The sequence below is a fragment of the Umezawaea endophytica genome (assembly GCF_025061645.1).
Taxonomy (GTDB): Bacteria; Actinomycetota; Actinomycetes; order Mycobacteriales; family Pseudonocardiaceae; genus Umezawaea; species Umezawaea endophytica.
The window spans coordinates 200,747-215,877 of the sequence record NZ_JANYMP010000016.1; the positions used below are offsets into that span (position 1 = coordinate 200,747).

2 protein-coding genes are annotated in these 15,131 nt (G+C 73.0%); both read right to left on the reverse strand.

The annotated features are described in order from the left end of the window. Nucleotides 1-26: 26 nt before the first annotated feature. Nucleotides 27-236, reverse strand: a complete 210-nt coding sequence (locus tag NZH93_RS30080; RefSeq protein WP_259626612.1) for an MbtH family protein — start codon at nt 234-236, stop codon at nt 27-29. After that, entirely contained in the window at nt 233-15,115 is a 14,883-nt protein-coding gene (locus NZH93_RS30085) for a non-ribosomal peptide synthetase (RefSeq protein WP_443742667.1), read from the reverse strand. Before NZH93_RS30085 ends, NZH93_RS30080 begins: the two co-directional genes overlap by 4 nt. Nucleotides 15,116-15,131 lie beyond the last annotated feature (16 nt).

The window sequence follows — 15,131 nt, forward strand, 5'->3', positions numbered from 1 at the left end:
GGGACACGTTCCCGCCCGAACGGGTGTCACGCGCTCATGGCGTCCCGCAGGCTCTTGGGCCGCAGGTCGGTCCAGGTGGACTCGACGTAGGCCAGGCACGCCTCGCGGGTGTCCTCGCCGAACACCGGCCGCCAGCCCGCGGGCACGTCCGCGAACGACGGCCACAGCGAGTGCTGCTCCTCGTCGTTGACCAGCACGAGGAAGCGGCCGTCGGTGTCCTCGAAGGGGTTGCTCATGACTTGTTCCTCTCGATCGCCAGGGACGGGTCGGACACGGCGGCGGCCAGCACCTCGACCACCTCGACCGCCAGCGCCTCGACCGTCGTCCGGTCGAACAGGTCGGTGGCGTAGATCAGTTCGCAGGGCACCGGACCGTCGCCCTGCGGCTCGTAGAGGCTGAACGTCAGGTCGACGTCCGTCGTGGTGATCGGGACGGCGTCGAACGCGCCGACGCCGCCTTCGAGCACGTCCGCACGGGCGCGCTCGTGGTGGATCAGCATCACGCTCGGCCGGGGCGCCCCGGCGGCCAGGACGTCCGCGAACGGCACGTCCTGCCGGTCGAACGCGCTGAGGTCGGTCTCGCGGATCCGGGCGAGCAGCTCGGTGAAGCTCGGGTCGCCCGCCGTGTCGGTGCGCAGCAGGACGGTGTTGAAGAAGCAGCCGACCAGGTCGGCCAGCACCTCCTCGCCCCGGCCCGCGACCAGCGTGCCGATCGGCAGGTCCTCCCCGGCGCCGTGCCGGGTCAGCAGCACCGCCAGCGCGGCCTGGACGACCATGAACAGGCTCGTCCCGGTCTCGCGGGCCAGCCGGTCGATCCCGTTGTGCAGCACCGGGTCCAGCTCGAACCCGACGATGTCGGCGGCACCGGTCGGCGCGGCCGAGCGGGGCCGGTCGACCGGCAGCGGCAGCGTCTCCGGCGCGCCGCGCAGGACCGTGCGCCAGTAGTCGAGCTGCGGCGTCGCGACGGTGTCGAGCCAGTCCCCCGCCCACGTCGTGTAGTCGGCGTAGGTGACGGGCAGCGGCGTCCACGTCGGCGCGCGGCCCGCGAGCCGTGCGGTGTAGGCCGTGGTCAGGTCGCGGAACAGCGGCACGACCGACCACTCGTCCAGCACGAGGTAGTGCGCGGTGAGCAGGAACGCCTGCGCGCCCGACCCGTCGGTGACCAGGGTGGCCCGGAGCGGGAACCCGTTGGCGCGCGCCAGTTCCGTGAGCCGCGCGTCCAGGTCGGCGGTCACCGCGTCCAGCTCCAGCGCGGGCTTCGCCCCCTGCCGCTGCCCGGTCGCGGAGTAGGCGGTGCGCAGCGGTTCGTGCCGTTCCACGACGTCCGCCCACGCCCGTGCCAGCGCGTCGGCGTCGAAGCCGTCCGGCGAGCGCAGGGAGAGCGCGTGGTCGTTGGCCCGGCCGCGTTCCCACTGCCAGCGCTGCGGCGGCGCCAGCGGCAGCACCTCGGGTCGCGGCACCGGGACCAGCGGCGACCGGGCGTCCGACGCGCCGTCGAGCCGCGCGGCCAGTCCGGCGACCGTCGGCGAGTCGAACACGTCCCGGATGGACAGTTCGACGCCCAGCGCGGCGCGCACCTGGCCGACCAGCCGCATGGAGGACATGGAATGCCCGCCCAGCGCGAAGAAGTCGTCGTGGACGCCGACCGACGGCAGTTCCAGGACGGCCGCGAACAGGTCCGCGATCACCTGTTCCCCCGGTGTGGCGGGCCGGTCGTCGCCGGTGAGCGCCGACCAGTCCGGCTTCGGCAGCGCCTTGCGGTTCAGCTTGCCGTTCGGCGTGAGCGGCAGCGGGCCGTCCAGGGTGAGCACGGTCGCCGGGACCATGTACTCGGGCAGCCGTTCCGCCACGAAAGCCCGCAGTTCCAGCGGGTCCGCGTCGCCGACGACGTACCCGACGAGCCGGGTGATGTCGCCTTCGCGGTCGGCCAGCACGGCGGCCTGGGTCACCGCCGGGTGCCTGGTCAGCGCGGCCTCGATCTCGCCCAGCTCGATCCGGAACCCGCGGATCTTGACCTGGTCGTCCACCCGACCGAGGAAGTCCAGCGAACCGTCAGTTCGCCACCTTGCCCGGTCCCCGGTCCGGTACATCCGTTCGCCGAGTTCACCGAACGGCGAGGCCACGAACCGCTCCGCCGTCAGGGAAGCACGGTTCAGGTACCCGCGAGCCAACCCACGACCGCTGACGTACAGCTCCCCCACCACACCGGGCGGCACGGGACGCAACGCGTCGTCCAGCACGTAGACGGTGGTGTTCGGGTCCGGGACGCCGATCGGCACCGCGCCGGACCAGCCCGCGCGAGCCCGCCACAGCGTGGAGTTCACCGTCGCCTCGGTCAGGCCGTACGCGGCCAACAGGTTGAGCCTGCCCGCCCAGCGGCCGATCACGTCCGGCGGCACGGTCTCGGTGCCGACCAGGATCGTGGACCCGGCGGGCAGTTCGCAGTCCTCGGGCAGCGCCGCGACCAGCGACGGCGGCAGGATCATGTGCGTGATCCGGCGTTCCCGCAGGAAGTCCGTGAGTGCCGGGCCCGCGACCCGCACCTCGTCCGGCGCCAGGACGAGCCTGCCGCCGACGGTGAGGGCCATGGTCAGCTCGAACACCGCCACGTCGAACCCGACGGACGCGAACTGGAGCACCCTGCTGCCGGTCTTGAGGTCCATCCGGTCGATCGCCGTCGCCGCGAGGCTCGCGATGCCCTCGTGCGGCACGACGACGCCCTTGGGCTTGCCGGTCGAACCGGACGTGTAGATCACGTACATCGCCGAGTCGAGCGACACCGGTCCACCGTCCACAGCGGACTCGTCCAGCGCCGCCAGTTCCGCGGCGGTCGCCGGGTCGTCGAGCAGGACCCGCGGCAGGCCGTCGACGGACGGCACCCGCGCGGCCTCGTCCGAGGTGCCGACGAGCAGCACGGCGGCGGAGTCCTCCAGCATGAACGCGATCCGGTCGGCCGGGTGCGACAGGTCGAGCGGCAGGTAGGCCGCGCCGAGCTTGAGCACACCGAGGATCGTGGCGACCATCTCGATCGACTTCGGCACCGCGATGCCGACCACACTTTCCGCGCCGACGCCGCGATCCGCGAGCAGGCGGGCGATACGGTTGGACAGCGCGTCGATCCGCGCGTAGCTGATCGACCGCGACCGGTCGACCACGGCGACGGACTCGCCGAACTCCGCGACCCGCTTGGCGAACAGGGCCGGGAACGTCTCCTCCGGCACGTCCCTGACCGTGGCGTTGAAGCCGTCGACGACCAGCGCGCGCTCGTCGGCCGACAGCACCTCGATGGCGCTGACCGGGGCGTCCGGGGCGGCGGTGACCGCTTCGACGACCGCGGTCAGCCGCTCGCCGAAGCGCGCGGCGGTCGCCGGGTCGAACAGGTCCGTCGCGTACTCCAGCGCCAGCACCACGGCGCCGGTGTCGACGTGCTCGGTGAAGCTGAACACCAGGTCGAACTTGGCGGAACGAGTGGTCACCGGTTCCCAGTCGACGTCGAGGCCGGGCAGCTCCAGCCAGTCGCCCGACCGGTTGTGGTAGCCGACCATCACCTGGAACAGCGGGTTGCGGGCGGTCGACCGGGTCGGGTTGACCCGCTCCACGACCGCCTCGAACGGCACGTCCTGGTGCGAGAACGCGGCCAGGTCGGTCTCGCGCACCCGTGCCACCAGCTCGGTGAAGCTCGGGTCGCCGGACAGGTCGGTGCGCAGCACCAGCGTGTTGACGAAAAACCCGACCAGGTCGTCCAGCGCCTCGTCGGTGCGGCCCGCGATGGGCGCGCCGAGCGGGATGTCCACGCCCGCGCCGAGCCGGTGCAGCATCGTGGCGACGGCGGCGTGCAAGACCATGAACATCGACGCGCCGGTCCGCTGCGCCAGCCCGCGCAGGTCGTCGGCGAGCGGGCCGAGGTCGATCTCCAGCTCCGCGCCGCGAAACGACGGCCGGGCCGGTCGGGGCCGGTCGGTCGGCAGCTCCAGCTCCTCGGGCACCCCGTCCAGCGCGGTGGCCCAGTAGTCGAGCTGCGCCGTCGCGAGGTCGCCCTCGCCCAGCAGTTCCTGCTGCCACAGCGCGTAGTCGCCGTACTGCACCGCCGGCGGCGGCAGCTCCGGGTCGCGCCCCTCGGAGCGGGCCGCGTAGGCGGCGGCGAGGTCCGCCAGAAACGGCCGGTCGGACCACTCGTCGGTGGTGATGTGGTGCAGCAGCAAGACGACCACGTTCTCCACCGCCGACAGCCTGCCCACGGTGGTGCGCACCGGCAGCTCGGCGGACAGGTCGAACGGGCGGTCCACGGTGGACGCCACGAACTCCTCGACGTCGAGGACGTCCACGACCTCCACCACCGGCTCCGCGACCGGGACGACCCGCTGGAACGGCACGCCGTCCCGTTCGCCGAAGACGGTCCGCAGCGCTTCGTGGCGGGCCATCACGTCACCGATCGCGGCGCGCAGCGCGGCGATGTCGAGCGTGCCCCTGAGCCTCAGCACCAGCGGGAAGTTGTACGCCGACGACGTGCCTTCGAGCTGCTGCACCAACCACAGCCTGCGCTGCGCGAACGACAGCGGCAGCTCGTCCGGCCGGTCCAGCGCCACGACGGCGGGGCGGGCGGCGGCGCGGGAACCACCCGCGCGCACGGCGAGTTCGGCGACCGTGGGCGCCTCGAACAGGTCCCGGATCGAGAGTTCGGTCTCCAGCGCGGTCCTGGCCCGGCTGATCAGCCGGGTCGCGAGCAGTGAATGCCCGCCCAGGTCGAAGAAGTTGTCGTCCACGCCGATCCCCGGTACGCCGAGGACGTCCGCGAACAGCTCGCACAGCACGCGTTCCTGGCGCGTCTCCGGGTCGCGCCCGCCCGCGGCGGTGGTGATCTCCGGCTTGGGCAGCGCCCGCACGTCCAGCTTGCCGTTGACGGTCAGCGGGAACGACGGCACGGACACGATCGCGGTCGGCACCATGTACTCCGGCAGCCGCGCCTTGAGGCCCGCGCGCAGGTCCGCCGGATCGGCGTCGCCGACCACGTACCCGATGAGCCGCTTCTTCTCGTCCACCACGACCGCCGCCTGCGCCACGCCCTCGTGGTCGCCCAGCGCCGAGGAGATCTCGCCGAGTTCCACGCGGTAGCCGCGGATCTTGACCTGGTCGTCGGTCCGGCCGAGGAAGTCGATGATGCCGTCCGGGCGGGACCTCACCAGGTCGCCCGTGCGGTACATCCGGGTGCCGGGCTCGCCGAACGGGTCGGCGACGAAGCGCTCGGCCGTCAGCCCGAACCGCTCGTGGTAGCCGCGGGCCAGGCCGATGCCCGCGATGTACAGCTCACCGGGGGTCCCCGGCGCCGCGGGCCGCAGGTTCGCGTCCAGCACGTAGGCGCGGGTGTTCCAGATGGCCCGGCCCACCGTCGGCGTGGTGCTGTCCTCAGTGGACGCCCCGAGGGTGTTGATCGTGTACTCGGTCGGCCCGTACAGGTTGTAGCCGTACGTGCCGGGCTTGTCGCGCAACCGGTTCCACACCGCGTCCGACACGGCTTCGCCGCCGAGCAGCACGAGGGCGGGCACGTGCCCGTCCAGCAGGCCCTCCTCGATCAGCAGGTGCGCGTACGTCGGCGTCACGTTGACCACGTCGATCAGGTGCTGGTCGCAGTACGCCACCAGTGCTTCGGCGTCCCGGCGCAGCTCCTCGTCGCACACGTGCACCTCGTGGCCCTCCACCAGCCACAGCAGCTCTTCCCACGACATGTCGAACGCGAACGACACGGTGTGCGCGATGCGCAGCCTCCGCCCGCCCGCCGCCTCGATGGCCGGGGCGAAGATCGCGCCCTGGTGGTTGAGGTGCATGTTCGTCAGGCCGCGGTACGGCGTGACGACGCCCTTCGGCCTGCCGGTCGAGCCGGACGTGTAGATCACGTACGCCGGGTGCTCCAGGCTGAACGAGACCTCCGGCCGGGTCGTCGGGTACTCCGCCAGGACAGCGAGATCGTCCAAGAGCACGGTCGGCGCGGTGAGCGCCGCGCCCTTGGACAGCAGGCACACCGGGTCGGTGTCGTCGATCATCAACTGGAGCCGGTCCAGCGGGTGGTCCAGGTCGAGCGGCAGGTACGCGGCTCCGGTGCGCAGCACCGCGAACAGCGCCACGACCATCTCGGTGGACCGCGGGAGCGCCAGCGCCACCACCCGTTCCGGACCCGCGCCGCGGGCGATCAGCAGGTGGGCGAGCTGGTTGGTCCGCGCGTCCAGCTCCGCGTAGGTCAGCCGCTGCTCGCCGAACACCAGCGCGACCGCGTCCGGTGTGCGGGCGACCTGGGCGGCCAGCAGGTCGGCGATCGTCTCGTCCGGCACCGGGTTCGCGCTCGCGCCCCACTCGGCGGCCAGCAGCTCGTTCTCCGCGGCAGTCAGCAGGTCAAGTGTGCCGACCGGCGCGGAGACGTCGGCCAGCAGGCGTTCCAGTGCCGTGGTGAAGCGGGTCAGCGTGGCGGACGCGTGGTCGGCGCCGATCAGGTCGGGTCGGAAGTCCAGCGCGATCCGCACCCGCCGCCCCGGCGTGACGACCAGCGTCATCGGGTAGTGCGTCGAGTCGACGCTGCCGACGGCCGTGATGCCGTGCCGCTCCTTGAGCTGCCCGAACCCGTCCTCGTCCGCGAAGTTCTGCAACACGTACAGCGTGTCGAACAGGGTGGTGTGCCCGCTCTCGCGCTGCACGTCGCCGAGCCCGAGGTACTCGTGGCTCATCAGCGCGGCGCGCTCAGACTGGACGCGCCGCAGCAGCTCCAGCACCGACTCGCGCGGGTCGAACGCGATCCGCACCGGCACGGTGTTGAGGAACATGCCGATGGCGTTCTCGACGTCGCGCACCTCGGCGGGCCGTCCGGCGGCCGTCGTGCCGAACACGACGTCCTGCCTGCCGACCTCCGCCGACAGCGCCAGCGCCCACGCCGCGTTGAGCACGGTGTTCAGCGTGACGCCGTGCTTCCGGGCGTCGGCGCGCAGCCGGTCGCCGAACTCCGCGGACAGCTCGACGTGGCAGCGGTCCGGGATCGCGGGCTCACCGCCGCGGTTCGGCGGGCCGACCAGCGTCGGCTCGTCGAGCCCGGACAGCGCGCGCCGCCACGCGGCCCTGGCCCCGGTGACGTCCTGCTCGCCCAGCCAGGACAGGTAGTCGCGGTAGGTGCCGGGTTGCGCCAGGCCGGTGGCGTCACCGCCGGTCTCGTACAGCCCCAGCAGCTCCTCCAGGAACAGGCCCTGCGACCAGCCGTCCCACAGCACGAGGTGGTGGCTCAGCATGAGCCGGTCGCGGTCCGGTCCGAGCCGGATGACCTTGAGCCTGCACAGCGGCGGGTGCGCGAGGTCGAACCGTCGCCTGCGGTCGTCGGCCTTGAGCGCCTCCATCCGGGAGTCCACATCGGACAGACCGGTGAAGTCCAGCACCTCGATCGGCACCTCGGGCGCGCGGCCGACGAACTGCACCGGCCCGGACAGGCCGTCGCTGGTCAGGCCCGCGCGCAGGCTCGGGTGCCTGGCCAGCAGCGCGGCGCACGCCGTCCGCAGCCGGTCGACGTCGAGCCGGTGGTCGAAGTCGAACGTGTCCTGCGCGGTGTAGACGTCCAGTTCACCCTGGTCGTAGCTCGCGTGGAAGTAGATGCCCTCCTGCAACGGGGCCAGCGGCCAGATGTCCTCGACCGGCACCGGGCTGACCTCGACGACCCGGTCGATCTCGGCCTGGGACAGCGTGATCGTGGTCAGGTCGGACGGCGTGAGCCCGGCGGACGTGCCCGCCAGCTCGCGCAGCGCGGTCGTCCAGCCCGCCACCAGCGCGTCGATCCGCGACTCGTCCACAGTGGATGGTGACACCCAGGTCGCGACCAGCTCCGGGCCGTTCGGCGTCTCCTCGCACACGACGTCGAGCTGCACCTGGTACGGCAGCGCGAGGTCGTCGTCGTAGCGGGCGGACACGGTCTCACCGGACGGCTGCCAGTCGGCCGCCTGGCCCGCGCCGAACCGGCCGAAGTAGTTGAACAGCACCTGCGCCTGCGGCGAGGTCGCCAGCAGCGGGGCGACCTGGGGGTTGAGGTAGCGCAGCATCCCGTAGCCGAGGCCGTTGTCCGGCGCGGCGCGCAGGCGTTCCTTGATGGTCCGCAGGTCGCCGTCGGCGGGCAGGCGGACGGGCTGGACGCTGGTGAACCAGCCGACCGTGCGGTTCAGGTCCACGCCCGGCGCGATCTCCTCGCGGCCGTGGCGTTCCACGTCGACCAGCAGCTCACCGCCCGCCGCGCGGACCAGCGCCGCCAGCAGCGTCTCGGTGATCTCCGCGCCCAACAGGGGCGTGGTGTCGGCGGTGGGGAGCCGGACCTCGCGACGGCGCGCGGTGCCGACTGTGCCGGTGCGCGGTGCTCCGGGCACGAGGTCCGCGCCGGGCTTGAGGGTTTCGACCCAGTGGGTCAGCTCGCCGAGCCGTTCGGGGCTCTGCGCCTGGTCCGCGACGGCCTTGGCGTAGCGGCGCAACGACGTGCGCACGGGTTCGAGGGGCACGCCGTTCCACGCGGCTTCCAGGTCCTCGAACAGGATCCGCCACGAGACGCCGTCGACGGCCAGGTGGTGCGCGGCGAGGAACAGCCTGCCCTGCTCCAGGGGTCCGCCGTCGAACCACACGGCCTGGAGCACCACCCCGGCGTCCGGGTCCAGTCGGCCGATGGCCGCGTCGGACTCGGCCTCGTAGTCCTTGGTCTCCACCCGCCGCAGCAGGTCGGCGGCGCGCACCGCGCCCACCGGCTGGGTTTCCAGCGACCACAGCACCCCCGCGATCCGGGTCAGCCTGAGCCTCAGGGCGTCGTGGTGGTCCAGCACGATCTGGAGCGTGGCCGCGAGCCGGTCCACGTCCGCGTCGACCGGGGTCCGCACGAGCATGGACAGGGTGAAGCGGCCGATGGAGCCGCCGTCGGTGCGCAACTGGTGCACGATCGGCAACTGCGGCACGTCGCCCACGCCGTCGGACACCACGACCGGCGCGGCCTCGACGGGCACGAGCGCCGCCAACGCGGCCGGGGTGCGGTGCTCGAACACCTCGCGCGGGCTGATCCTCAGCCCGTCCTTGCGGGCGCGGCTCGACACCGAGATGGACAGGATGCTGTCGCCGCCCAACGCGAAGAAGTCCTCGTCCGCACCGACCTCCGCGAGGCCCAGCACGGCCGCGAAGATGTCGGTGAGCCGCCGTTCGCGGTCGTCGCGCGGCCCGGTCAGCGCGGACCGCTCGACCACGGGCTCCGGCAGCGCCTTCACGTCGACCTTGCCGCCCACCGTCAACGGCAGCGCGTCCAGCACGACGATCGCGCTCGGCACCATCGGCTCCGGCAGCACCGCGATCAACGCGGCCCGGAGCTGTTCTCCCCCAACGGTTCCGACGACGTACGCCACGAGCCGCTTCCCGCCGCGCTCGTCCTCGCGGGCGACGACGTGGACGTCCGTGACACCGGACTGGCGGCGTACCGCGGCCTCGACCTCGCCGAGTTCGACGCGGTTGCCCCGGATCTTCACCTGGTGGTCTGTGCGACCGAGGTAGGTCACCACGCCCGGCTGCGCCCAGCGAACCAGGTCCCCCGTGCGGTACATGCGACTTCCGGGCGCGCCGAAGGGGTCCGCGACGAACCGGTCCGCGGTCAGGTCCGGACGGCCGTGGTAGCCGCGGGCGAGCTGGTCGCCCGCCAGGTACAGCTCCCCCGGCACCCCGGCCGGAACGGGCCGCAGCGCCGCGTCCAGGACGTAGAGCCGGGTGTTCCACACCGGCCGCCCGATCGGCACGGCGGTGTCGGCGGACCCGTCGTACTCCCACGACGTCACCTGCACCACGGCCTCGGTGGGCCCGTAGACGTTGACGATCGGCACACCGGTCGCCGCGAGCCAGCGCCCCGCGAGGTCACCGGTCAGCGCCTCGCCGCCGCTGAACGCCCGGCGCAGGCTCGACGCCCACCCGGACGGCAGTTCGGAGCGCAGCAGGGCCGCGTACATCGACGGCACGAGGTCGACGGTCGTGACCCGCTCGTGGCGGATCAACTCGGCCAGGTAACCGGGATCGCGCTGCCCGCCGGGCTTCGCGACCACCACCGCGCCACCGCTGAGCAGCGGACCGAAGACCTCCTGCACGGACGGGTCGAAGCTCGCGGAGTACTGGTGCAGCACGCGTTCGCCGACGTCCAGCGAGAACCGGTCGCGCAGCCACGCGAGCTGGCCGACGACCGCCCGGTGCGTGACCAGCACGCCCTTCGGCCGTCCGGTCGAACCGGAGGTGTACATCAGGTAGGCCGGGTGGTCCGGTTCCGCCGAGCGGAGGCCGCGGTCCGCGGGCTCGGCGCCCAGCAGCACCCGCCGCACGCCGTCGGCCGGGGGCAGCACCGCGTCGGCGGTGGTGAGCAGGGTCCGCGCGCCGGAGTCGGCGAGCAGGAACGAGATCCGGTCCGCCGGGTGGTCGAGGTCGATCGGCAGGTAGGCGGCACCGGCCTTCAGCACACCGAGCAGCGCCACGACGAGGTCCGCCGAGCGCGGCACGGCGACGGCCACGACGTCCTCGGGGCCGACGTCGAGCGTCCTGGCCACGGCGTCGGCCCGGCGGTCGACCTCCTGGTAGGTCAGGGAAACGCCGTCGGCCACGAGCGCGGTCGCGTCCGGCGTGCGGGCGACCTGCGCTTCGAACGCGGCGGACAGCGTCGTTCGCGGGACGTCCCGCACCTCGCCTGCCAAGGCCTCCAACGCCTTCCGGGCCCGCTCGCCGCCGATGTCGCCGACGCGCCGCGCGGGGTCGGTGGCCAGCGATTCCAGGACGCCTACCAGGTGCTCCCCGAGCTGGTGCACCAACTCCGCGCCCAACCGGGTGGCGTCGTGCTCGAAGACCAGGCTGATCGTCCGGCCGGGGGTGATCGTCAGCTCGACCGGGTAGTGGCCGGTCTCCGACGTTCCGGTCCCGACCACGGACAGCGTGCCGCCGGGCGAGGTGGGCGTGCGGTCGAGCTGGTAGTTCTCCACCACGACCAGGGTGTCGAACAGGTCGCCGACACCGGCCGCGCGCTGGACGTCGGCGAGCCCGAGGTGCTGGTGGTCCAGCAGTCCGGCCTGCTCGTCCTGGAGGCGGGCGAACACATCGGCGACGGACTCGTCCGCGTTCCAGCGCACCCGCACCGGGAGCGTGTTGATGAACAGGCCGATCATCGACTCGATGCCCGTGACGGCGGCTTCGCGACCGGACACCGTGCTGCCGAACACCACGTCGTCACGTCCGGTGAACCGGCCGAGCACCAGGCCCCACGCGCCTTGCACGATCGTGCCGAGCGTCAGGCCGTGCTCGCGACCCCGTGCCACGACACCGCTGGTGACGTCGGCGGGCACCTCGACGCGGACGAACTCCTGCCGTGGCGCGGAAACCGCCTCCGGCGCCAGCCGGGTCGGCTCGTCGACGCCCCGGAGCACCGCGCCCCAGGCCTCCCGCGCGGCCGGGCGGTCGCGCTCGGCCAGCCAGCCCAGGTAGTCGCGGTAGGGCGCGACCTCGGGCAGCACGGGCAGGTCCTCGCCCGGCGCGTAGAGGGCGAGCAGCTCCTGGAACAGGATCGGCTGCGACCAGCCGTCGGCGACGATGTGGTGGACGGTGAGCAGCAGCCAGTGCCGCTCGGGACCACCGCGCACCAGCGTGGCGCGCAGCATCGGCGGACGACCCAGGTCGAACCGCTCGGCGCGTTCCCCGGCGACCAGCTCGGCCACGCGGGCGGTCTGCTCGTCGGCGTCCAGCGTCGAGATGTCCAGCTCGCGCCACGGCAGTTCGACGTCGGCGACGACCTGCACGACCCGGCCGTCGGGGAACTGGTGGAACCCGGCGCGCAGCGGCGCGTGGCGGTCCAGCAGGCCCTGCGCGGCCCGGCGGAGGGCGGCGGGGTCGACCGGGCCGTCCAGTTCGAGGTGCTGGCCGACGACGTAACCGTCCACAGCGGACTCGTCGAACACCGAGTGGAAGAAGAACCCCTCCTGCAATGGGGACAGCGGCAGCACGTCGACCAGGCCGGGCCCGGACTTCTCGGCCAGCTCGTCCAGCTCCGCCTGGTCGAGCGGCACCAGCGGGAAGTCCGACGGGGTGTACCCGCCGACGCCCTCGTGCCGGGCCAGCGAGTCCAGCGCCTCCAGCCAGCACACGGCGAACCGGGACACCTCGTCCTCGGCCAGCACGCCGTCGGGCCAGGTGAACATGGCGCTGAGCCGCGGACCGGCCTCGTCGTCGCGCACGACGGCGTCGATCTCCAGCGCGTGCCCGAACGGCATGCGCGGGTCGCGGTCCTCGCCCAGCGGCGGCGCTTCCGGCGCGGTCGCCCAGTCCGTACCGCCGGTCGCGGTGAACCGGCCCAGGTAGTTGAACAGCAACTGCGGGACCGGCGCGTCGGTCAGGCCGGAGCCCGCGTCCAGGTAGCGCAGCAGGCCGAAGCCGATGCCGTTGTCCGGGATGCGGCGGAGCTGCTCCTTGACGCGCTTCAGCGCCACGTCCAGGCCGCCCGTGCCGGGGTCGAGCCGAACGGGGAAGACGCTGGTGAACCAGCCGAGGGTCCGGGCGAGGTCCACACCGGGCACGATCTCCTCGCGGCCGTGGCCTTCGAGGTCCAGCACCAGTTCGGTGCCACCGCGCCACTTGGCGACGGCCAGCGCCAGCGCGGTGAGCAGCACGTCGTTGACGGCGCCGTGCACGGCCGCCGGGACGGTGGTCAGCAGCGGCGCGGTCTGCCCGGCGGGCAGCGTCACGGTCAGCCGCCGCGCCGTGGCCACCAGGTCGACAGCGGGGTCGAGCGGACGGCGGGTGAACGGCGTGTCGACGCCGTCGAGCATCTCCTGCCACACCGGGAGTTCGGCGCGCCGGGACAGCTCGGGCAGCGCGGCGGCCCACCGCTGGAACGACGTGCCGACGGGCGCGAGGTCACCACCAGCCCAGGCCTTGGCGAGGTCGGTGGACAGGACGCGCCACGAGACGCCGTCGACGATCACGTGGTGCAGCACCAGGAGCAGCCTGCGCTCGGGCGCGAACCACACGGCCCGCAGCATCCCGCCGTCGTGCGGCGCGAGCCGTCCGGCGGCGCGGGTGGTCCAGGTGTCCACGTCGAGACCGGTGTCCACGCGCTCGACCACGTCGGCCGCGCGCACGCTGCCGGGTGCGGCGACGTCGAGCGACCAGTCGGGGTTGATCCGCGACCGGAGCAGGTCGTGGTGGTCGATCACCTTCCCCAGCACGGTTTCCAGGCCGGTGGCGTCCAGGTCGGCCGGGACCTGGAACAGCATCGACTGGTAGAACGCGTCGACCTCGCCGCCGAGTTCGGCCAGCCAGCGGATGATCGGGGTGGCGGCGACCGTGCCGGTGCTCGCGTCGTGCGTCTGCGCGGCCTCCTGCCGGGCGACGGCGGCGAGCGCGGCGGGCGTGCGGAGGCGGAACACCTCGCGCGGCGTGATCACCAGCCCCGCGGCACGGGCGCGGCTGACCAGGCCGATGGCGACGATGCTGTCGCCGCCCAGTTCGAAGAAGTTGTCGTGCACGCCGACGGACGGCAGGCCCAGCACGTCGGCGACCATCTCGACGAGCGTGCGCTCGGCCGGGGTGCGCGGCGGGGCGTGGCCGGTCAGCGCGGTCCAGTCGGGTTCGGGCAGCTTGGCCCGGTCCAGCTTCCCGTTGGGCGTCAACGGGAGCGGCCCGTCGTGGACGATCACCACGGACGGCACCATGTACTCGGGCAGCGTGTCGGCGACGTGCGCGCGGGCGGTCGCGGCGTCGCCGCCGACCACGTAGCCCACGAGCCGCTTCACCCGCCGGTGGTCCACGCGAACGACCACGGCGGCCTGCGAGACGTCCGGGTGGGACATCAGCACGCTCTCGATCTCACCCGGCTCGATCCGGTACCCGCGGATCTTCACCTGGCCGTCCGCGCGGCCCAGGAAGTCGATGTTGCCGTCAGCACGCCACTTCGCCCGGTCCCCGGTCCGGTACATGCGGGAACCCGGCTCACCGAAGGGATCCGCGACGAACCGCTCCGCGCTCAGGCCCGGACGGCCGAGGTAGCCGCGGGCCAGGCCTCGTCCGGCCACGTACAGCTCACCCTCGACACCGACGTCCACCGGCCGCAGGTCCGGGTCCAGGACGTAGCAGCGGGTGTTGGGGTCGGGGACGCCGATCGGCACCGGGCCGACCCAGTCGGCCTCGGCACGCCACAGCGTGGAGTTCACCGTCGCCTCGGTCAGCCCGTAGGCGGCGACCACGGTCAACCTCTTGGCCCACCGGGCGATCAGCTCGCTCGGCACCGTCTCGGTGCCCACCACGAGCAGCGCGCCCTCCGGCAGTTCGCAGTCCGGCGGCAGCGCCGCCACCAGCGACGGCGGCAGGATCATGTGCGTGCCGCCGTGGTGCGCGATGTACTCGGTCAGCGCTTCGCCCGCGACCCGGCGCTCGGTCGGCACGACGATCACCCGGCCGCCGACGCCCAGCGCCATCGTCAGGTCCCACACGGCCACGTCGAAGCCGACCGACGCGAACTGCACGACCCGGCTCTCCGCCGTGACGCCGATCCGGTCAGTCGCCGTGGCGATCAGGCTGCCGATGCCCTCGTGCGACACGACGACGCCCTTAGGCTTGCCGGTCGAACCGGAGGTGTAGATGACGTACGCGGCCTGGTGCAGGCCGACCGGCACGCCGAGGTTCTCCGGAGAACCGTCGAAGACCTCCCGGTCCAGCAGCACGACGTCGTGCCCGGAGGGCAACTCGTCCGCCAGGTCCGACACCGACAGCACGACGCGGGCACTCGCGTCGGTCAGCATGAACGCCACGCGCTCGCGCGGGTGGTCCAGGTCGAGCGGGAGGTAGGCCGCGCCCGCCTTGAGCACCGCGAGCAGCGCCACGACGAGGTCGACCGAGCGTGGCAGGGCCACGCCCACCACGTCCTCCGCGCCCACGCCGCGAACCGCCAGTGCACGTGCCAGGCGGTTCGCGGCGGCGTTCAGCTCGCCGTAGGTCAACGAGTCGGACTCGCAGACCACGGCGACAGCGTCGGGCGTCCGACCGGCCTGCCTCTCGAAGACGGCGGGCCACGACAGCTCGTCGACCTCGCGCACGGGCCAGGTACCGGTCGGGATCATCACAACGCCTTTC

Bases quoted from the DNA above. Each gene is read 5' to 3' on its own strand.
- NZH93_RS30080 (WP_259626612.1), bottom strand. From the start codon at position 236: ATGAGCAACCCCTTCGAGGACACCGACGGCCGCTTCCTCGTGCTGGTC.